This is a genomic window from Arthrobacter sp. 05T420, assembly GCF_056396305.1.
The window spans coordinates 49,775-69,466 of sequence record NZ_JBFTLG010000016.1 but is presented as its reverse complement, the minus strand read 5'-3'; the positions used below and the strand labels follow the sequence as shown (position 1 = coordinate 69,466).

Sequence of the window (19,692 nt, the reverse complement as noted above, 5' to 3'; positions counted from 1 at the left end):
AGTCCGGCTAACGCCGAAGCCGATCAGCCGGTTGTGACCCGGCAAATCTCCTCCCATGAGGATGCTGATTCCCGCGGATCCTTCGGGACCCTCGTCAGACGGCGAGCCGGTGCCGCCATTGACCATCCAACGAGCACCGCCCTCCAAAACCGCCTTGTGCCCGGCACAGACAGGCACTTCCAGGCGGGAACCGGGCATCAGCTTGTAGACGACTGTTGGAGTCTCGGGACAGCGCAGCACAGAGCACGTGGTCATGCTGGCGATGCTACCGAAGGGGAAGGGGATCTGGAGTCCGGATCCCCCGCAACTCCGCAAAGCGGTTCTTTTGTCGGTCCGTCCGGCTACACTGAATGAATCGAACATATATTCGAATAAAGGTGTGTTGTGGGCGTTGTTGTCGGTCCCCGCGTGATAGATGCGGGCATGTCGTTGTTATCCGTGCTGATCTCTCCGGTTCCCGTCGCGGCGGGGTACCCGTCCCCGGCGCAGGACTACTTTGATGGCCGGATTGACCTCAATGAGCACCTGATCAAGGACATCACCAGCACCTACGTCGTGCGGGTGTCCGGGGATTCGATGGAGGGCGCCGGCATCAGCGACGGCGATGAACTGATCGTGAACCGCGCCCTGGAACCCAAAGACGGGTCCGTTGTCATCGCCGTCCTGGACGGGGAGCTGACCATCAAGCGGCTGCGGGTCACGGGAAGCGGGGTGGTGCTGCAGGCGGAGAATCCAGCGTACCCGGACATCCGGGTCCCGTCGGTCTCGGATCTGGTCATCTGGGGCGTCGCGACCCGGTGCCTGCACCATGTGTGAGGCCAGCCATGTCTAAGCCGGCCACGATGCGGCGGATGCCGCAGATCGCACACGTGGATGTGAACTGCTTTTACGCCTCGGCCGAGCGGGCGTTCGACCCGTCCCTGGAGGGCCGGCCCGTCGTCGTCCTGTCCAACAACGACGGCTGCGCCGTCACCCGGTCCGCGGAAGCCAAGGCCCTCGGCATCCCTCTGGGCGAGCCGTGGTTCAAACTCGCCCCGCGCGCCAAGGAATGGGGGCTCGTTGCGCTCTCCAGCAACTACGAGCTCTACGGTGACATCAGCGCCCGGGTGATGGAACTGCTGGGCCGGTACTCCGCCTGGCTGGAGGTGTACAGCATCGACGAGGCCTTCCTCGGCGTCAACGGCACCCCGGAGGAACTCCTGGCCCTGGGCCGGAGCATGAAAACAGCCGTGCGGCGCAACGTCGGGGTACCTGTTTGCGTCGGGATCGCCGGGACCAAGACCCTGGCGAAGCTGGCCAACAAATGGGCCAAGAACAACCCGGCCTTCGACGGGGTCTGCCACTGGGACTCCGTGGCCGCCGCCGACAGGGAATCCCTGATGCGTCGACTGTCCGTGATCGAGATCTGGGGTGTCGCCACCCGGCTGACGAAACGGCTCAACGCCCTCGGCATCCAGTCCATCCTTGACCTGTCCCGGGCCGATCCGGTGATGATCCGGGACCGCTTCTCCGTGGTCATGATGCGCACCGTCCTGGAACTGCAGGGGACCCCGTGCATCCCGATGGAGGAGGAACGGATCGGCCGCGACCAGCTCATCTTCTCCCGCTCCTTCGCCACCCCCATCACCACCGTCGGCGGCATGCGGCAGGTCATGAGCGTCTACGGCCAGCAGGCCTCGGCGCGGCTGGCCAAACACGCACTGCAGGCCAAGGTCCTGACCGCGTTCGCCGGCACGTCACACTTCAACCCCAAAGACACCTCCTACCCTTCGGTCTGCGTGCCGCTGCCGATGCCCACCGCGGACCCGGTCCTGCTCACCAGGGCTGCCCACGCACTTCTCCCCCACATCCGCGGGGGCATTCGGTACGCCAGGGCCGGCATCATGGTCACCGACCTCCGTCCCACCGGCAACCAGGCACCCCTGGCCCTGTTCGAAAACCCGCACGAGGAACGCCACGTCGGCACCCTCCTGGAGGACGTGGCCCGCCGGTACGGCCGCGGCTCCATCGGCCTGGGCCACGCCGGAATCCGGGGCGGACCGGACTGGACCATGAAACGGGACATGCTCTCCCCCCGCTACACCACCCACTGGGACGAACTCCCCCTCGTCAAAGCCGCCTAACCCACCACACGCCCGCACCACCGCACTGAACTGCTCCATGAAAGAACTTCCGCCATGACCCCTGCACCCGAAGCCCCCGCCCAGACCCACGGCCTACAGGTCCGGACCGACCAGCAAGGCAAGCCCCTCGCCATCCGGCACGACGGGCGTATCTGGGTAGTCGATCCCGGCACGGAATCCCAGCGCTGGTCCGGAAGTGGCACGGACTGGGACACCCGGCGCGCTCCGGCCGCAGGCAGCGGCGGCCGGGTCAGAACCGAACACTGGCGCGTGCAGGCCCGCCTCGGCTCGACGTCTGCGCTGCGGACCTTTACGCTGCGCCGTGAATCTACATTGCGCCGTGAACGGCCCTCTCCGGTGTGGTTCCTCGAGCACATCAGTGACAGCGACTAGGCACCAGTGCCAGCGAACCGTCAACCCATCAGCGGTCAAACATGGGAGGGGATCAGAAAAGAATTCACGCTGCCGGCCCTGGACCAGGTCCACCGCCGCCTCTCCGAGCTCATGGAGGACCCGGAACCGGTAATGCAGCAACTCGTCCGCGTCTTCATCGACGACGGCACCTTCTGCCCCGGATTCCAGTTCCTCCCCGGCGGGCAGCTCCGCCCGCCGGTAGTTGAACTCTTTCAGCGCGCGCTGGAGCTCAAGATCCCGCACAACTACTTCACGGTCTGGATGGTCACCCCATCCCGGGACCTCGCCGGCTCCCGCCCCATTGACCTCCTCAAAGCCGGCACCACTCCCCTGCTTCGCGCGCTGGAAGCCTTCGGTTCGCGGCAGCCCGGCCGGTGACGCTTCAGTTTCGAGCGCTTGAAGCGACGCCCGGCCCTTTAGTCTCGTATCGACGCGATAAATGAGTTGACCAGATCGACGACGGGGCCTGCCGGAATCAGCGTCTGGGCATGATTGCGGCCTGGCAGGGCTTGGAACTGGGCCGTGGGCATGAGCCGGGCCGCCCGTTCCGAGTCCGCATGCCGAAGCGGATCCTCCGTGCCGGCGAGCAGCAGGGTGGGTGTGTCCATTTTCCGCAGATCCGCCTCCGGGATTCCGGGTTCGTCCTCGCTCCGGCGGAAGTAGGCGCGCAGGGCAGCGGGGTCGTTGGCGAGAAACGCTGCGGCGGTCTGCGGATCGATTTCACGACCTGTAGCGTCACCCCACTGGCGCAGAAATTCTGGCACGCCGCCCCGGTCCAAGGCCTGGTCATATCCGGGGAAAAAGATCGATTCAATTTGCCCGGCCGGCGAGCGGTAAGTGCCGCCTGCGGAAGTGAACGTCTTCACACGCCCGGGACTGCTGGCGAGCAGGGAGAATCCAACTCTCGCGCCCGCGGAATACCCCAAGTAGTGGGCTGCCTGCACACCTGCGGCGTCCAGAACCGCCAGAATATCTCCGACCAGCAGGTCCATGCTGTAGGCGTCTTCGTGCTGCGGTTTGTCGCTCCGGCCATGCCCCCGCAAATCCAGGGTCAGCACGCGAAAGCGCTCCTCAAAGGCCTTCGTGTAGCCGAGGCCCCGCCAGACGGCGCCGGAAAGCCCTGAGCCGTGCACCAGAACGATGGCCTGGCCGGCGCCCGATTCCTGGAAGGATATTCGGACGCCGTCGACGGCGTTGAAGGCTTCACCCATGGCCTGCTCCTCCTTTAGGGACCCTTTAGGGACAGTAACGACCCTAGTCGCGCCCCGGCGGCAAACCGCAACAAAACCGGCGGCGGCAAGCCGCAACGGAACCGGCGGTCGCGATAATCTCGCGGCCGCCGGCTGTTACAGGTGAGACTTGGGCTCAACGCACCGACTTCCGCTCGTAGATCGCCATCGACCAGGCGTACCCGGCGACCACGATCACGACGCACCATCCAATCGCCAGCGCCGGGCTCCAACCGAGCGGGGTGCCGAGCAGCAGCCCGCGGATGGCCTCGATGAACGGCGTGAACGGCTGGTACTGCGCGAACCACTGCAGCCACTCCGGCATCGACGCGGTCGGCACGAAGCCGCTGCTGAGGAAGGGCAGGAAGGTCAGCAGGAGGGGCCAATTGCTGGCTGTCTCCACCGACTTCGCCTGCATGCCCATGGCCACCCCGAGCCAGCTGATCGCGTACGCGATCAGCACCAGCAGACCGGCGGCGGCGATCCACTCGACCGGCCCGGCCGTCGGGCGGAAGCCGATCAACAGGCCGACGCCGAGCACCAGCGCGACGGCGATGGTCGCCTGGATGGTGTTGCCCAGCACGTGCCCGGCGAGCACGGCAGCCCGCGAGATCGCCATGGTGCGGAACCGCGCCGTGATGCCCTCGGTCATGTCCATCGCGACCGTCGTCGCGGTGCCGCCGGCGCTCCCGGCAATGGTCAGCAGCAGGATGCCCGGCATGATGTACGCAACGTACGCTTCGCGCCCGCCGGCCGGATCCGCGCCGGGCAGGCCTGCGCCGAGTGTGCCGCCGAACACGAACACGAAGAACAGCAGGAGCACCACCGGCCCCACGATGGTGAACACTGACAGGCCGGGGTAGCGCACCATGTGCAGGAGGTTGCGGTGCAGCATCGTGAGCGAGTCGGCGACGACGTGCGAGCGCCGGCTGGTGCCCGGGGCAGCCTTGCGCTGGGCGGTGATGGTGGTCATGACGCGGTTCCCTTCGTGTCTGCCCGGCCGGTGAGCGCGAAGAACACGTCATCGAGGTCCGGGGTGTGGATGCTGAGGTCGTCGACCTCGACGTCGGCCGCACCGAGGCGGTCCAGCACGGTCCGCAGCGCGCCGACCCCGCCGTCGCTGGGCACGGTGAGCGCCAGCCCGGCGTCGTCGCGATCGGACTCCCCGAGCAGGCGGGAGGCGGTCTCGAGGGCCGCGGCGTCCGCGAACCGGAGCCGGATGTGCCCGCCGGGCACCAGTCGCTTGAGCTCGTCCGGCGTCCCATCGGCGACAATGCGGCCGCCGTCGAGCACCGCGATGCGGTCCGCGAGTTCGTCCGCTTCTTCGAGGTACTGGGTGGTGAGCAGGACGGTGGTGCCGTCCGCGACGAGGCTGCGCACGATGTCCCACATCGTGTGGCGGCTGCGCGGGTCAAGGCCCGTGGTGGGCTCGTCGAGGAAGATCACGCTCGGTGTCGCGACGAGGGTCATCGCGAGGTCGAGCCGACGCTGCATCCCGCCGGAGTAGGTGGCGAGCGGCTTGCGGGCGGCGTCGACGAGGTCGAACTGCTCGAGCAGCTCGGCCACCCGGGTCTTTGAGCGCTTCGCCCCGAGGTGGCGCAGCCGCGCCATCAGCAGCAGGTTTTCCTCGCCGGTGAGCAGTTTGTCCACCGCGGAGAACTGGCCGGTGAGGCCGATCGCGGCGCGCACGCCGTCGTGGTCGCGGACGACGTCGCATCCGTTGACGAAGGCTGTGCCGGCGTCGGGCCGCACGAGCGTGGACAGGATGTGCACGGTGGTCGTCTTGCCGGCGCCGTTCGGGCCGAGCAGCGCGGTGACGGTGCCGGCGTTGACGGTGAGGTCGACGTCGTCGAGCACCACCTTTCCGCCGTAGGACTTCCGCAGCCCGTGGACTGCGATCGCTGGGGTGTTCATGTGCGTGGTTCCCTTCTGTTGGTTGCCCGGATTTACCGCGCGCGCCGGATGTTGATGTTGCCGTGCTGCGTGCGTGCGCGCACTTCGACGGTCCGTTCGGACGCGTCGGGGGCGCCGTCGCCGTCGAGCTCGTTGCGGACGTGCCCGGCCTTCGAGGACAGGTCCAGCCAGGCGGCAACGCCGGGCCGCACGCCGATGGTGACCTGGCCGAAGCCGCTTTCGACCTGGATGGAACCGCTCGAGACCTCTGCCAACTGGATGCTGCCGTAGGCGGTCTTCGCCGTAACGGAGGCTCGTGCCTTTGTGATTTCGAGGTCGCCGTAGGAGAGCTTCGCGTCGAGATCTCCGCCGGAGTCCCCGATCTGAATGGTGCCGTGCGATGCCTTGAGAATCGCGTCGCCGGTGACCGTGCCGACCCGGATCTGGCCGTGGTCGGCCGTGATCTCGATGCCGCCGTCGGCGGTGCCCACGGTTGCGTTGCCGTGCGAGGCGCGCAGCCACAGGTCGCCGGCGGCGTCGACATCCACGGGACCGAGCGAACTCTTGATGCGGGTGGCGCCGAGGCGGCCGACGGTGCGCAGTCCGCCGACGGCGATCTCGGCGGCGAGCCGCGACCCCGTGGGCAGCTCGACGGTCACATCGACCGACTCGGTGGGGCCGATCCAGCTGAGGCGGGGCTTCGGGCCTGTGATGGTGAGCCGCTCGCCGTCGACGTCGACCCTGGTCTCCTCCGCGCCCCGGCGGTCCACCGCCTTCTCGGGGTTGGTCGGCGACACGGTCACGACTGTGTCGGTCCGGTCGCTGGCGAAGACATCGACCGCGCCGACCTGCAGGTTGATGGCGAGGTCGATCGGGCCGGGGGTGTTGTAGGTGGGCATGCTAAAGCCTCCCTTTCTCTGCGCGTGTTCGTGTTGCCCCGCGGGTCCGCGGGGTTGGTGAATGGTGACGGTGGTGGGCTGTACGGGTTAGCGCGCCCAGCCGGCGAAGTTGTCGCCGGTGCGCAGCGTCCGCTGCGTGGATCGACGTTGCTTGGGTTGGAGGGCGGCCGCAATCGCGCGGACCAGCCAGGTGTTGACGGACATGCCGTCGGCGGCCGCCGCCTCGTCCACCCGTGCTTTGAGGGCGTCCGGCAGGCGGAGCGTTGTGCGCGAGGTGCTCGCGTCGTCGAGGTCGACGGTTGCCGCGGGCCGCTCGTCACTGTCCGGCTCGATGTTCGGCTGGGTGACTACGAACTCGATCTCGCGTCCGCGCAGCCGCATGTCGACCGCCCCGGGCGCGAGGTCGCGGGTGATCTCGCCGGCCGCGGCCGACAGAGCGTCGAGCAGCACGAGCCGCACCGCGGCATCCAGTCCGGCGGCGAGCCGTTCGGCGACGGCGCGGGTGTCCTCCGTGCCGTTCTCCGCGGCATCCACTAACTGCCGCTGCAGGTCGCTGACGTATTGTCCAAGTTCCATGCCACCATAGTGACACCACTATGGTGTCACGTCAAGGGATTGTGGTGTCATCGGTTTCGACGCGCAGATGACCGCGTCCGGGGACGCTTCTACTGACGTTGGCTCGGACCGGCTAATCACCGGATGTTCCGCCAACATCGACAATGAGGTTCAGCGCTTGGATCGCGTCGGCCGGCAGCTCGAGGGCGGCAGCCGAAACATTGTCCCGGAGGTGCGCGAGTGAGGACGTGCCGGGGATGAGCAGGATGTTCGGCGAGCGTTGCAGCAGCCACGCCAGGGCGACACCCATCGGGGTTGCCTGCAGGCGTCCACCGACATACCGGAGGGCGCCGGACTGAAGGGCCGTGAAGGGCTCGGCGATTGAACCGGGGGTGGGACTCTCAAACCCGCCGACCCGCAGATGCACGATTGATGCCCAGACCCACGGCCTCGTTCAAGTCGGCGAGCGCAGCGGCGCGGTCGGCGGGCGGCCCGAACACGTGCGGGCCGGCCAGCTGCATCGCCCCATATCCCATGCGGGTCAGCGTGAGATCCTCCGCGAGTGCGAAGGTCCCCCCGGGGAGCTGTCCGGATGCCATGTCCTGCCTCCAGTTCAGGGCTCGAGGTGCATGTTCGCGGCTTCCTCTAGCTCGGCTGCCTGGGCCTCGGCCAGTCGCATTTCCGCGGCCGTATCGATATGGCGGGTGAGCACCCAGTAGAGGAAGCCTGAGACAGGCAGCCCGATGAACAGCGAGATGTCAGCGCCACCCATGGCCTCGGCGGCCGGTCCGATGAAGAGTTTTCCGGCGGCGAAGAAGGGAATCATGACCACGAAGCCCACGAGGTACGCGACAATTCCGGCCCAGCCCCAGCGTCCGTAAATGCCATGGGGGTGGAAGATCTCCGCGATGGCATAGTGACCCTTGCGCACGATGAAGTAGTCGGTAAGGTTGACCGCTGTCCACGGGATGAAGAAGTACAGCACCAGCAGCAGGAAGTCGTTGAAGTTGGCGAGGAAATCGGCGGATGCGATGTTGGCGAAGATGAGTGAGATGACCGCGGTGATCACGATGGTGACGACGCGGATTCTGATGGTGGGGCGGATACGGCGCAGACTGTCGATGGAGGAGATCAGAGTAAGGGATCCGCCATACATGTTCAGCGCAGTGACCGACACAAGCCCGAGGGCTGCGATGAACAAGGCGATCGATCCGAATCCCGGGAAAAGTTTGTCGGCAGTGCCTTGGATCGAGCCGATGGTCTCGAAATCCTTGCCGGCGGCCGCGGCGATGAATGAGCCCAGGAACATGACCCAGATACCGCCCAAGGCACTCCCCCAGAACGTCCACTTGAACGTCCCTCGGGCGGATTCCGGCGGGAGGTAGCGGGAATAGTCCGAGACATAAATGGCCCAGGAAATCTGGTAGCCGGCGGCCACGCCTAGTTGCCCGAGAAACGGGACGAGGTGGAAGTCGGATATGGCGAACGCGCCGCCGGGCAGGTCAAGGTGGGTGAGCACCGCCACCGTGAGCAGCGCCAGCATGATGATGGTGAGGTATGTCAGGTAGCGCTCAAAGCCGTGGATCAGGTCGTAGCCGAACAGCGCGATTATCGCGGCGATTATCGTGACAACCCAAAACCAGAGCGTTTCGTTTCCGATGTGGACGGACCCGGCCACGGCCTCGCCGGCCAGGATTGTGTTGAAGACGTTGAATCCCGCGTACTGCAGGTACGCGAACAACCACACCAGCAAGGCCCCCACGTACCCAAACTGCGGACGGGACTGGATCATTTGGGGCAACCCGAGCTGCGGGCCCTGCGAGGAGTGCGCTGCCATGAACAGGGTGCCAACCAGCACACCAATCGCGATCGCGATCAACGACCAGATCAGATTCCCGCCCGTCGTGATGCTGATCAGCCCCACCGCGAGCGTGGCGATCTGGGCGTTGCTCATGAACCAAAGCGGCCCTATGTGGGAGACCTTGCCGTGCCTCTCATTGAGAGGCACATAGTCGATCGACCGGACTTCCAGTCCCCGGCCGCTCACCGGCCCCGTTGCTGTGCTCATGACATCTCCTAGAACGTGCGATGCTGCCGCATCGGTGCCGGATCGAAAGGCTGCAGCGACCGGAACCTGCTCCGGCGCCGACAAGCAGGAAGCGAATCAACTCGGATCATGCCCTCGCCCATAGACAGCATCATGGGCCTCCTTTTGTGCGAATGTCCACGGCCGGGCAATTGTGGTCGCGGTTGCGCGCCCCGCCTGGCAACACTAAGCCCCGGGAGTCAACGGAATCGGGGCAGCCCCTTGGCCTTCTCCCTACAATCAAGGGGTGACCACCGCAGAGCCTCAGCCTTCATCTCCCACAGTGCAGAAATACTGGGACGCTGTTTCCCGGCGGTTGAGCATCGAGTCACAAGAGATGGCGGGCTTGATTAAGCATCAGGGGGAAAAAGGGAGAGCCAACGAAAATTCAGTTCAGTTGCTGCTCGCGAAGGTCCTCCCCCCGTCGGTGAGGCTAGCTTCCGGAGAAATTATCGATTCCGACGGTAGCGCCTCCGCCCAGATGGACACGCTTGTCCTGTCCAACACGTCCCAACCGGTGCTCTTCGCACAAACGGATGAAAAGATCTTCCCCGTTGAATCTGTCTTGCTCTGCATTGAGGTCAAAACGACTCTGACGCAAGAAGAGGTCACTGACATCGCAAAGAAGGTTCGGAGGCACCGAAAGCTGAAAGGCTCGACCGGGACCGATCCCGTCTTTGCCGTTTTTGCCCACAAGGCAGGATCTTCGCCCAGAACGGTAGCCAAGTGGTTCTTCGAATTGGACCCGCCTGACCGGCCGGCATTCTTCCTGGTTAACGATGCAGCAATTTTCGGCATCATAGACGACACGGCCCCCTCCGGCTACCAAGTTGTCATGCCTTTCGCGCCGAAAGCAGGAGAAGCGGACAAGTACGCCTTCGGCGACCCCGCCACGTCGGATGTCCATTACTGGAAGCCCGTTGCTGCGCCAGCCGGCGATCAGGTGCGCATCGATCACGGGGCAAGCATGCTGCTATTCATCAGGGCAGTTTTGAGGGCGCTGAGCGAGCAGGAGCATGCCCAGATCGAGTGGCTTGAAAGCTATCTCAACAAAGTTCGTTCTCAGCGGGTCAAGTTCGGAAAGGATGCTGAACCTGTCGTGGAGAGCTCGCCGCCTATCTAGTTTCCACCGCGTCCAAGAAGTCGCTGACGGTGAGGTGCTTGACCTGCAGCACGGCGCATGCGGTCATCACGATGCATCTGTTTTGCGCCGTGAATGTTTCATCCGACACAACAATCACCTCGAATGCATCTTTGAGCTGGTATGCCAGGGAGATCGTAGCCAGCGCCGGTTGATCAAGGTTTTCAGGATCGTCCAGGTCCATGATGCTTGACCCGATTCCGTCGTGGGGAAACAACTTCATAACAGCTTGGACGCTTGTAAAGTTCAAAACTGCCCGCGATTGAATGCTTCGCCATCCGGAAGTCGCCCAGATGGTTATCGGTTGCCCTTTGGCATACGTCCGGCGCTGGTCCTTGACCACCTCGCAGTAGACCAGCAAACCTGTGTCTCGAAGTTCTACTAAGCGATCGGTGATGGTGTCGTCATCGACAGCCAGCGCGTTCAAAGATTCCATGGCGGAGCAATCCAGAATATAGATGTCCACCATATCTACTCAGCCCCCAGACCGAGCTCAAAAAAACCACCACGCTCGGGCCCGTGAGTATGTCAAAACGGCTCAGACCACTGAGACGGCCTGATCCAGGTCCACCCACGAACCCTTTTAACCTGCGCTAGGGAATGCGCGAATAACGATCACCTTTGTGCCAACAGCCATAAGGTGAGCCGAACCCCGAACGGCGTTTTTACGGTGCAGTCTCCGAGAGGCACTTACGCTCCGCATCACGCGGAGTAGGCGGGCTAAGATCCCTGTGCCAGTTAGTGAAAGCTTCGCGAACCCCACCGTCCCAGTCGTATTTCGTGGTCCAGAACTGAGCTCGCACTAGCAGCAGTAAATTGAGGGACAGGGGATGGTCATCTCCGGTGATCACCATGTCATGCGGCCAGAAATTCCTTGGCCTCGGCGTGCTCCATTGCATTTCGTTGCCCCCCCGTTCGACCACGGCCCAAAACGACCGTAATGCGTTCAGCATGGCACTGAGCCCCCGAACTGTAAACGGAGCAGTCGGTCAGGTTTCTGACACCACGATTTCCAGTACGTGCGCAGGGCACTGCGCACGTACTGGCGGCCTTCAACAATCACCTCGCTATGAGATGGCTGGGCTCCCGTTCCCGTGGAATCGGGAGCCCAGCTACGCCTGGATCTGGCCTGACGGAAGGCGTTAGGCAATCACCAGGAGCGGGCACATCTTGGCTACGGCTTCAGGACCACCTTGATGCAGCCGTCTTCCTTTTTCTGGAAGATTTCGTAGGCGGCCGCGGCGCCGTCGAGGTCAACCTCGTGAGTTTTCAGGTCCATGACGCCGAGCGGGTCCGCAGAATCTTCCACGAGCGGGAGAAGCTCGTCCGTCCAACGGCGGACGTTGCACTGGCCCATTCGCAGCTGGATCTGCTTGTCGAACATGGTCAGCAGCGGCATGGGGCTCGCCGTGCCCCCGTAAACCCCGCTGAGCGAGACTGTGCCGCCCCGGCGAACGGAGTCGATCGCTGCGTGCAGGACCGTCAAGCGGTCTACGCCGGCCGTCTCCATCGCCTTCTTTGCCAGGGCATCGGGCAGGAGCCCGACCGCATTCTGAGCAAAGGCGCCGACGGGCGAATTGTGCGCTTCCATGCCGACGGCGTCGACCACCGCGTCAGGGCCCCTTCCGTCGGTCATATCGCGCAGCTGGTCACCGACGTCTTTTGTGAAGTCAATCGTTTCCACTCCGTGCCGCTCTGCCATGCGGCGGCGTTCCGGAACCGGCTCGACGGCGATGACCCGCTGGCCCAGGTGCCGGCCGACCCGGCTGGCGAACTGCCCCACCGGACCGAGCCCAAAGACCGCAAGTGTGCCGCCGGCGGGGACGTCCGCGTATTTCACTCCCTGCCAGGCTGTGGGAAGAATGTCGGAGAGGTAGAGGTACCGCTCATCGGGCAGCTCGTGCCCCACCTTGATCGGTCCGTAGTCGGCGTGGGGCACGCGCAGGTATTCCGCCTGCCCGCCGGGGACCGAGCCGTAGAGCTCGGAGAACCCGAACAGGCTTGCCCCGCTGTTGTGAGCATGGACCTGAGTGGTCTCGCACTGGGATTGCAGCCCCTGCTTGCACATCCAGCAATGGCCGCAAGAGATGTTGAAGGGGATGACCACCCTGTCGCCCGGCTTCAGGTTCCTGACCTCGGAGCCGACCGCCTCAACCACACCCATGGGTTCGTGGCCCAGGATGTCGCCGGCCTTCATATACGGGCCAAGGACCTCGTACAGGTGGAGGTCCGATCCGCAGATCGCCGATGATGTGATCCGGACGATGGCGTCCGTCCCCTGCTCAATGACCGGATCAGGAACCATCTCCACGCTGACCGACCGCTTTCCCTGCCAGGTAAGTGCCCTCATATTCGCTCCTTCAGTCGCAATCCAAATTAGTAAGTCTACTGATCAATACGATCATTCCTTGTTCGCGCCTGAATGGGAAGGAGCCCCACGCCCCGGTGCTCGCGGGAATGCCGACCAACCGCCGTCGGACGGGAGCATGCTGCCGTTGTGTTGGCGACGCTGAGCACGAGGTTTTGTCATTTTCAGAAGAGCACCATTGAAAGGCAGAGGCCAGCCGCACGATTGCTGAGGTTATTTGATGGCCAAGAGGCCCCTTGGCAGATCCGCAGGCATAGGCTACAAACAGAACATCCCAACCACGCCGGGGAGCTCGTCATGGACACTGAAACTGCCGACGTCGTCGACCATGATGTCACCACCATCACCTGCATATGCGGCAACACTGTCAGCCAAAACGGATTGATCCAGTGCAACTCACAAGGCATCCCCGTTCACAACGGCGGTGACACTCCTGTCCCCGCAGGGCTGGCCACATGGCCTGACGATGAGGACCTCTACACGCTGTGTCCGTCATGCGGCCGCGTGTATCGTGACGCGGTCATCGAAGAGACAGGAACCGCGCCCGTGGCCTTCCGGGTCGATGTCACCGCCGGCCCAATTGCCGAGGCCATCCGCGTCCATTGGGAGCTCAACACCTAGGTCCGACGATCACCGGGTCACAGGACCAGGCAGCCTCATAGGCCGGGTTCTTCTTCCTCCGCCAGTCTGCTCATGCGCAGTTCGTCCTCCACCGCGCGGGCAGGCCAATAGTCCTTCGCCAGCCCACTTGCCCTGACTTTGTCCGCTGCCGGGACGAGCTTGCCCAGCAGCCCGGCCGCCTGAAGCAGGGCGATCAGCGCCGTGGTTCTCCCATCTGCAGCCTTGGCATCAGGCTTCGCGGGAGCGGGCGCAACTCGGCGCGGCCCTCCAGCATGGAGACCACCGCTTGGTTCAGCTCCGCTTGCGGTGTTTCAGCGCTCATACGAACATCGTGGCGCGGTTGAACCGCCGCCACAATGAGGATTTGGAAGCGTCGACGTCGGCTCCTGCGTTGCACTGCCGCTGGCCAACCGCTTCCAAAAGTTGCTGCCCCAGGGAGCGGACGACGGCGGGACGTCCCGCCGTCGTCCGCGGTGCAACCCGCGACACGGGCCCCGTGCGCCCGGAAGGGCAGCACTTTCGTAGACTCAATGGAGATCCGACGTGTCTCCCCCATTGAGACAGCCCGCCACAGGAAGAGCCATCGATGAAGATTTTCGTCCTAGTAAAGGAGGTCCCCGACACGTACGGGGACCGAAAACTGAACCTCGAAACAGGCCTCGCCGATCGAGAAGCCAGCGAGACAGTCATTGACGAGGTCGGTGAGCGGGCCCTTGAGCTGGCACTAACGTACGCCGACGCACATGCGGGCACTGAGGTCACGATCCTCTCCCTCGCTCCCGAGGGTGCCACCGCGACGATACGCAAGGGGCTGGCGATGGGCGCGGGGAGCGCCATCCACATCTGTGACGAGGCGCTGCGGGGTGCGGATCTTGGCCTGACTGCTGAAACCCTCGCGGCAGCCATCCGTCGCGCTGAGTTTGACCTTGTGATCACTGGCAACGTCTCCACCGATGGATCCGGCGGCATGATTCCCGCGATGCTTGCAGAATTGCTTGACCTGCCGCTTGCTACCGGCCTCAGCTCCGTAGAGATCAGCGAGGCCGCCGTATCTGGCACCAGAGGCGTTGAATCCGGCGTGCAGAAGGTATCCGCAAACCTACCCGCGGTGATTTCCATAACCGAGGCGCTTCCCGGGCCGCGCTTCCCGAACTTCAAGGGAATTATGGCCGCGAAGAAGAAGCCCTTGGAGGTGCTTACCCTCGCAGACCTCGGGATCACGGCCGACAACCCGGACGCTGCCCGGTCCATCATGCTGACCGTTGCGGAGAAGCCCCCGCGGGCAGCGGGCGTAAAGATCGTTGACGAGGGTGATGCCGGCGAGAAGCTGGCTGACTTCCTTATCGAAAACCGACTGGCGTAAGGAGTATCGACATGACTGAATTCCCTCGTGACGCAATCCTCGTCGTCGTGGAAACCGGGCCCTCCGGTGAGCTCGAGAAGGCTGCACCCGGACTCTTCGGCGCCGCCGCTGCAGCTGGCACGCCCATTGCCTTGGTGCTTGCCTCCCCCGGCACCGGGAGCGCCGCCGCCGCGGAGGCCGCGGCCCTGGGTGCCGCGCACGTGCTGATCGCGGAAACTCCGGATCCGTCCGCGCTCGGCGTGCCGAGCGTTGACGCGCTGGCCGCCGCTGTGCAGCAGGCGCAGCCGGACGCGATCCTGATCTCGCATTCCCTGAATGGGCGCGACCTTGCCGGCCGCTACGCTGCACGTTCGCGGGCAGCGATCTCCGCCGATGCGATCGGGGTGTCGCGTGATGACGAGGGCGTCGTGGCACACCACTCCGTCTACGGCGGTGCCTACAACGTGACCTCGACGTCCACGTTTGGGGCGCCGGTCATTACGGTGCGCCAGGGCTCCATCGAAGCGCGCGCTACGGCTCAGCCGCCGGCGTCGGACACCCTGGCGGTGACGCCCTCCGGGAAGCCGGCCGCGCGGATCGACTCGTTCGATGAGGCAGTTGCCGCCACCTCACGACCGGAGCTGCGTGGCGCTGCGAAGGTTGTGGCCGGTGGCCGCGGCCTCGGGTCGGAGGAACAGTTCGCCCTCGTTGGACAGCTCGCCGATACCCTCGGTGCTGCCGTTGGCGCTTCGCGTGCCGCGGTGGATGCAGGCTACATCCCGCAGTCGCAGCAGGTAGGCCAGACCGGGGTTTCCGTGTCATCACAGTTGTACATTGCGCTGGGCATCTCCGGCGCGATTCAGCACCGGGCTGGCATGCAGACCGCGAAGACGATCGTTGCCATCAACAAGGATTCAGACGCGCCGATCTTCGAGATCGCCGACTTCGGGGTGGTGGGCGACGTCTTCAAGGTTGTGCCCCAGCTGATCAGCGCCCTTGAGGCTCGGAAGAAGTAGCGATGGCAACTCTGTCTCGGAATATCCGGCGGGGCCTGCCGCGCGTCGAAGGCGGTGACCCCTGGCCTGCAGCAGGCGAGGCGCCCGCACGCATTCTCACGGCAGAAGCGGCACCCCGGTCTGCACCTGTTTCTGCGGCGGAACCGGCTGCCGCCGGGCCCTCTGCTCCCCCTGCTCCGCCTGAAGCGGCCCAGGAAACGACGCCGGCAACGGCACCGGGTGCGGCGCTGCCTGCTCCCGTCCCTGCGGCAAGCGCAGGCGCCGCCGTGGTGCGGCAGCTTCGCCGCGGCCTGCCGCGGGTGCCGGGCGGCGAACCTTGGCCGCCAGCGGGCTCGGTATCAGTGCCGACTCCTTCCGCGGCTCCCGCCGCAGTTGTGGCCGCCGTCGCCACTCCCGCGCCGGCCGCGGATGCCGCTGCAGAAGCTGCTGTCGAAGCAGCAGTGCCGACAACGACGTCGCCTGCAGCTGCTCCGGACACCGCAGCCGCCACGCTGACGGTGGGAAGCACCCCGCTTCGTCGCGGGCTTCCTCGCGTCCCCGGTGGTGAACCCTGGCCGCCCGCTGGACTTGCTCCGGCCACCAGCATGGTGGCGGCCGCTAGCGCGGTGGCGCCCGTTGCCCAGGCGGAGACCGTTGCTCCGGCTGCCAGCGTGGTGGAGACCGTTGCCGAGGCGGAGCGGTCGACGACGGCGAGTACACCCGCGGTGACAACCGCCCCGGCATCAATGGCACAGCCCGTCGCCGCTGAAAAGCCGGTAGCCGCTAAGAAGCCCGTGAAGCCAAAGGCCGAGGCGAGGCTCTACGGATCGCGCACCCTGGGCCAGTGGATCAAGCTCGCCGTGCTCTTCGCGGTCGGCGCCGTGGCCGCCGCTGGGATTCTTGTGCTCGCCGCGCGCGGTGTGACGACGCTGCCGGGCGTGCCGGAGTTCCTTGAGAAGTACCCCGGCGCGTATGGCCTGCCCGCTACGGCAGAGCCCGGCTTCCCCTGGTGGGCGCAGTGGGCGCACTTCTTCAACATTTTCCTGATGGTGCTCATCATTCGCTCCGGCTATCAGGTGCGCACCGAGCAGAAGCCGCCTGCGTTCTGGACGCCAAAGCGCGGTGGCAAGAAGATCAGCATCAACCTGTGGCTGCACCAGGCGCTCGATATTTTGTGGCTGGCCAACGGACTCATCTTTGTGGTGCTGCTGTTTGCCACCGGCCGCTGGGCGCGAATCGTACCGAGCAGTTGGGAGGCGTTCCCGAACGCGCTCTCCGCGCTCCTCCAGTACATGACCCTCGACTGGCCGGTTGAGTCCGGCTGGGTGAACTACAACAGCCTGCAGCAGATCATGTACTTCGTGGTGGTGTTCATCGCGGCCCCGCTCGCGGCAATCACGGGTGTGCGCATGAGCGAGTTCTGGCCGAAGGACGCGAAGACACTGAACAAGGTCTACCCGGTGGAGGTTGCGCGCGCGATCCACTTTCCAACCATGCTGTTTTTCGTGCTATTCATTCTCGTCCACGTGTTCCTGGTGTTCGCGACCGGTGCGCTCCGCAACCTGAACCACATGTTCGGCGGCACCGACGAGGTGAACTGGGTCGGCTTCTGGCTCTTCGCGGCCGCAATCGCCATCACGGCGGCCGGTTGGTACGCCGCCCGCCCGCTGGTGCTGGCACCAATCGCGAAACGGTTCGGTCAGGTGAGCAGCCGCTAGGCGTCACCGCCCGCACGTTCACCGCCGGCACATGGAAGTATTCACTTATGACTACCGATAATGATGATGCCAACCTCCCTGCGCACATGGACTCTCACGGCACAGACGACTCGACCGAAGTCAGCCGTAGCTGGGACCACATAGGGGCCATCATTGTTGATGCTTCGCTGCAGCGACGACAGAACTACCACGAGACAGTCAGGCCGCGCGTTATCGCTCTGGTGGAGGCCTGGCCCGATGCCGCCACGACCAGTGGATTCCGGCGGCGCCTCGATACGGGGGCGCTTTCCGAAGTTATCAGCTGGCCGTCGCCTGGCCGCCTCGCCCAGGTGGAGGACTTGACGCGGGTCTTAGAGAGTCAGGGCATCGAGACGGTAATGGATCTCCGAGGAAGGCTCAGCGACCCCGCCAACAGAGCCGTTCTGCGGGAGGCTCTCGGGGCCGTGCGGCACGTCAGTCCTAAAACGCTGGACTACATCGACACCCTGAGCGGAGTATCGACAGGCGGGGTTGTCGAAGAGTAAGTGCGGAGAATGGTCCAGGCCGCTGGCATCGAGGAGCCGTCCTCCGGGCCTATCACTGCAGGGATCAGGCGTCAGCAGCGGGGTGAGGCATATGGTCGCGAGTTGGAATCCTCAGCCCTGGTCCCGCCTTCTAGGGCTACCTTTCATCAATTGACGCAGGGCTGCGCTACCTCCGCCTGCGTTTGGGTGCCGTTCGCCTGCAGCGCCGACCAGCGGCCGCCGGAGGCAGGTGCCCCAGGCCAACAGCCGGCGCATCCGTCGAACCTTTCATTGAACGGGAGGGGAACTTGGAGCGCCGATCCTACGCCGCGATGAACAGTGCCCAGTCAGGAAAGGGATCCACGGGTAATGGCAGTTCGGTTTCTCCGGGTCCGACGGCGCCGGCAAGTTCGTCCGGCCAGTCGGGCGGTTCCAACTCCCGGCCTTCACCCGCGTGGCCGAGGCGCTCCGGCCAGTGCGGTGGTTCCCAGTCTTGTTGTTCGCTGGGATAGGAGCGTCCCGCAGGTGAGATCCAGCCGGGTGGCTGGTCCCGGGTCGCGTCAACCGGCCTCCACGCTGTGGTGTGTCTGAGCCGGTGGTGCCGACGGCATGGCTGGCCCAGGTTGGTAATGCCGGTGCCGCCTCCTTCGGACCAAGCCAAAACGTGATCCGCTTCGTTATCCAGGGAATGGTTATTACAACCCGGGAAAGGGCACCGGCCATCCCGAAGGCGCAACCATTGGCGCATCGCCTTCGGAACCCGGTAGCTGGTCCGTCCGATCTCCAGCGGTGCTCCGCTGCGCGGATCGGTCAGCACCCGTAGGAACGATCCGGCGCCATCCCCCACAAGCCGGCGGGCGATGCTCGGCGGAACGGGCCCATACCCGTCCAGCGTGGCCGGTTCCGTGGCCGCGCCCAAAAGAGACAGCACCGGCACGGTCACCAGGACCTGCGCCTTGGGTGACGGAGTTCCTTCCGCCACCCCCGCCAGCAGCCAGTCGGCGGCGACGTCCGCACGGAGCTGGGCCAGGGTCCGGGATTCATTCGGCTCCTGCAGGGCACGGGCCGCTTCCGTGGTACGGGACCATACACCCACCGCCACGTCCGCAGCCACATAGGCCGAGAGCCAGGCCATGCCGTCCCGGTCCGGCACATATTCCAGCCGGCGGTCCTCCACACCCCTGCGGTACCGCGCTTCGATGCTCACAGGATGGTGCAGCTCACGCCATTTGCGCGCCTTGGCCCGGAACCTACCCGGCACCAGCTCCCCAGCCGGGCAGCCGCGCGCGGCAAAGGGAGCTTCGGGGTCCAGGAAATGAGCCTCCAAAGCAGCCGCCCCGGCAGGGTCCAGGCCGGACGTTTCATCACACATCACCCGCGCGTGTTGCCAAGAAATGCTCCCTGCCCGCAGCGCAGCCAACGTCAGGGGCAACCCGGTGGTCAGGGTGGCTGACTCCGCCAGAAGCGCCGCCGCTGATCTTTCACTCACGGTCAGGACGCAGGCCACCTCTGCTGTCAGCGCCATTTCCTGGGCGGTGCGCTCCTGCGGCGAGGCGGCTGGGCCCGTCATGGCGGCGGAAGCGCGGGCATACCCGGCGGCGAAGTGCACTTTCAGCGCGGCCAGCCTGGCTTCCACGCTGGCCACCTCAGCCATGCCGTCCAGGCACGCGTCGGCTTCATCCCGAAGAGGGTCCGCGCCAGCCGAGGCCGCGTTCCCGGCTCCGCGACCGGCAAATGCCACCAACCTGGCAAGGGAGGCCTCCATGGCCTCCAACAACTCCGCAGCTGCTCTGCCTTCCATACCC

The 19,692-nt window shown here is 65.1% G+C and carries 20 protein-coding genes; 10 read left to right on the top strand and 10 right to left on the bottom strand.

Annotation, left to right across the window (positions count from 1 at the left end; all coding sequences use genetic code 11):
* The first annotated feature begins 384 nt into the window (after window positions 1-384).
* Genes AC1DEM_RS15975 through AC1DEM_RS15960 form a run of 4 tightly spaced genes read left to right on the top strand, consistent with a single transcriptional unit; the run spans window position 385 to window position 2,915 of the window.
* The gene (locus AC1DEM_RS15975) at window positions 385-816 is read left to right on the top strand and encodes a LexA family protein (RefSeq protein ID WP_476885281.1); all 432 of its coding nucleotides are present in this window, start codon (window positions 385-387) and stop codon (window positions 814-816) included.
* A gap of 26 nt (window positions 817-842) precedes the next feature.
* Window positions 843-2,123: a Y-family DNA polymerase gene (locus AC1DEM_RS15970; RefSeq protein ID WP_476885367.1), complete on the top strand. Its 1,281-nt coding sequence runs from the start codon at window positions 843-845 to the stop codon at window positions 2,121-2,123.
* A gap of 54 nt (window positions 2,124-2,177) precedes the next feature.
* A complete protein-coding gene (locus AC1DEM_RS15965) occupies window positions 2,178-2,516 on the top strand; it encodes a hypothetical protein (protein ID WP_476885280.1) in 339 nt (112 codons plus the stop codon).
* Between the two features lie 6 nt (window positions 2,517-2,522).
* The gene (locus tag AC1DEM_RS15960) at window positions 2,523-2,915 is read left to right on the top strand and encodes a hypothetical protein (protein WP_476885279.1); all 393 of its coding nucleotides are present in this window, start codon (window positions 2,523-2,525) and stop codon (window positions 2,913-2,915) included.
* A gap of 38 nt (window positions 2,916-2,953) precedes the next feature.
* Here the strand turns inward: AC1DEM_RS15960 and AC1DEM_RS15955 are convergent, their stop codons facing one another.
* The 7 genes from AC1DEM_RS15955 to AC1DEM_RS15925 form a co-directional block, all read right to left on the bottom strand.
* Window positions 2,954-3,748 carry an alpha/beta fold hydrolase gene (locus AC1DEM_RS15955; RefSeq protein ID WP_476885278.1) on the bottom strand — a complete coding sequence of 265 codons (795 nt, stop codon included), beginning with the start codon at window positions 3,746-3,748 and terminating at the stop codon, window positions 2,954-2,956.
* A 154-nt stretch (window positions 3,749-3,902) separates the two neighbouring features.
* Window positions 3,903-4,739 (bottom strand): ABC transporter permease, encoded by an 837-nt coding sequence (locus tag AC1DEM_RS15950; protein WP_476885277.1) that lies wholly within the window; start codon window positions 4,737-4,739, stop codon window positions 3,903-3,905.
* Window positions 4,736-5,680: an ATP-binding cassette domain-containing protein gene (locus tag AC1DEM_RS15945; protein WP_476885276.1), complete on the bottom strand. Its 945-nt coding sequence runs from the start codon at window positions 5,678-5,680 to the stop codon at window positions 4,736-4,738. The genes AC1DEM_RS15950 and AC1DEM_RS15945 overlap by 4 nt, the downstream gene beginning before the upstream one ends.
* A gap of 32 nt (window positions 5,681-5,712) precedes the next feature.
* Window positions 5,713-6,558 carry a DUF4097 family beta strand repeat-containing protein gene (locus AC1DEM_RS15940; protein ID WP_476885275.1) on the bottom strand — a complete coding sequence of 282 codons (846 nt, stop codon included), beginning with the start codon at window positions 6,556-6,558 and terminating at the stop codon, window positions 5,713-5,715.
* Window positions 6,559-6,645: 87 nt separating this feature from the next.
* Window positions 6,646-7,134: a histidine kinase gene (locus AC1DEM_RS15935; RefSeq protein ID WP_476885274.1), complete on the bottom strand. Its 489-nt coding sequence runs from the start codon at window positions 7,132-7,134 to the stop codon at window positions 6,646-6,648.
* A gap of 112 nt (window positions 7,135-7,246) precedes the next feature.
* The gene (locus AC1DEM_RS15930) at window positions 7,247-7,540 is read right to left on the bottom strand and encodes an aldo/keto reductase (RefSeq protein WP_476885273.1); all 294 of its coding nucleotides are present in this window, start codon (window positions 7,538-7,540) and stop codon (window positions 7,247-7,249) included.
* Window positions 7,541-7,726: 186 nt separating this feature from the next.
* The gene (locus AC1DEM_RS15925) at window positions 7,727-9,181 is read right to left on the bottom strand and encodes a purine-cytosine permease family protein (protein WP_476885272.1); all 1,455 of its coding nucleotides are present in this window, start codon (window positions 9,179-9,181) and stop codon (window positions 7,727-7,729) included.
* 265 nt (window positions 9,182-9,446) lie between these two features.
* Between AC1DEM_RS15925 and AC1DEM_RS15920 the strand changes: the two genes are divergently transcribed.
* Window positions 9,447-10,322 (top strand): DUF6602 domain-containing protein, encoded by an 876-nt coding sequence (locus tag AC1DEM_RS15920; protein WP_476885271.1) that lies wholly within the window; start codon window positions 9,447-9,449, stop codon window positions 10,320-10,322.
* Here AC1DEM_RS15920 and AC1DEM_RS15915 read toward each other — a convergent pair.
* Both AC1DEM_RS15915 and AC1DEM_RS15910 read right to left on the bottom strand, forming a co-directional pair.
* Complete coding sequence (locus AC1DEM_RS15915) at window positions 10,315-10,809, bottom strand: hypothetical protein (protein WP_476885270.1); 495 nt, start codon at window positions 10,807-10,809, stop codon at window positions 10,315-10,317. The two genes, AC1DEM_RS15920 and AC1DEM_RS15915, sit on opposite strands and share 8 nt — an antisense overlap.
* 705 nt (window positions 10,810-11,514) lie before the next feature.
* Window positions 11,515-12,690: a zinc-dependent alcohol dehydrogenase gene (locus AC1DEM_RS15910; protein WP_476885269.1), complete on the bottom strand. Its 1,176-nt coding sequence runs from the start codon at window positions 12,688-12,690 to the stop codon at window positions 11,515-11,517.
* Between the two features lie 315 nt (window positions 12,691-13,005).
* On the opposite strand from AC1DEM_RS15910, the gene AC1DEM_RS15905 reads away from it, so the two are divergent.
* The 5 genes from AC1DEM_RS15905 to AC1DEM_RS15885 all read left to right on the top strand — a co-directional run bounded on the left by AC1DEM_RS15905 (window position 13,006) and on the right by AC1DEM_RS15885 (window position 17,908).
* Window positions 13,006-13,329 carry a hypothetical protein gene (locus tag AC1DEM_RS15905; RefSeq protein ID WP_476885268.1) on the top strand — a complete coding sequence of 108 codons (324 nt, stop codon included), beginning with the start codon at window positions 13,006-13,008 and terminating at the stop codon, window positions 13,327-13,329.
* Between the two features lie 586 nt (window positions 13,330-13,915).
* A complete protein-coding gene (locus AC1DEM_RS15900; RefSeq protein ID WP_476885267.1) occupies window positions 13,916-14,692 on the top strand; it encodes an electron transfer flavoprotein subunit beta/FixA family protein in 777 nt (258 codons plus the stop codon).
* A gap of 11 nt (window positions 14,693-14,703) precedes the next feature.
* Window positions 14,704-15,687, top strand: coding sequence for an electron transfer flavoprotein subunit alpha/FixB family protein (locus AC1DEM_RS15895; protein WP_476885266.1), 984 nt, complete (start codon window positions 14,704-14,706; stop codon window positions 15,685-15,687).
* Window positions 15,688-16,292: 605 nt separating this feature from the next.
* Window positions 16,293-17,384: a cytochrome b/b6 domain-containing protein gene (locus tag AC1DEM_RS15890; RefSeq protein WP_476885265.1), complete on the top strand. Its 1,092-nt coding sequence runs from the start codon at window positions 16,293-16,295 to the stop codon at window positions 17,382-17,384.
* A 47-nt stretch (window positions 17,385-17,431) separates the two neighbouring features.
* Window positions 17,432-17,908 carry a hypothetical protein gene (locus AC1DEM_RS15885; protein ID WP_476885264.1) on the top strand — a complete coding sequence of 159 codons (477 nt, stop codon included), beginning with the start codon at window positions 17,432-17,434 and terminating at the stop codon, window positions 17,906-17,908.
* A 301-nt stretch (window positions 17,909-18,209) separates the two neighbouring features.
* On the opposite strand, the gene AC1DEM_RS15880 is transcribed toward AC1DEM_RS15885, so the two are convergent.
* Complete coding sequence (locus AC1DEM_RS15880; protein ID WP_476885263.1) at window positions 18,210-19,688, bottom strand: HNH endonuclease signature motif containing protein; 1,479 nt, start codon at window positions 19,686-19,688, stop codon at window positions 18,210-18,212.
* Window positions 19,689-19,692 lie beyond the last annotated feature (4 nt).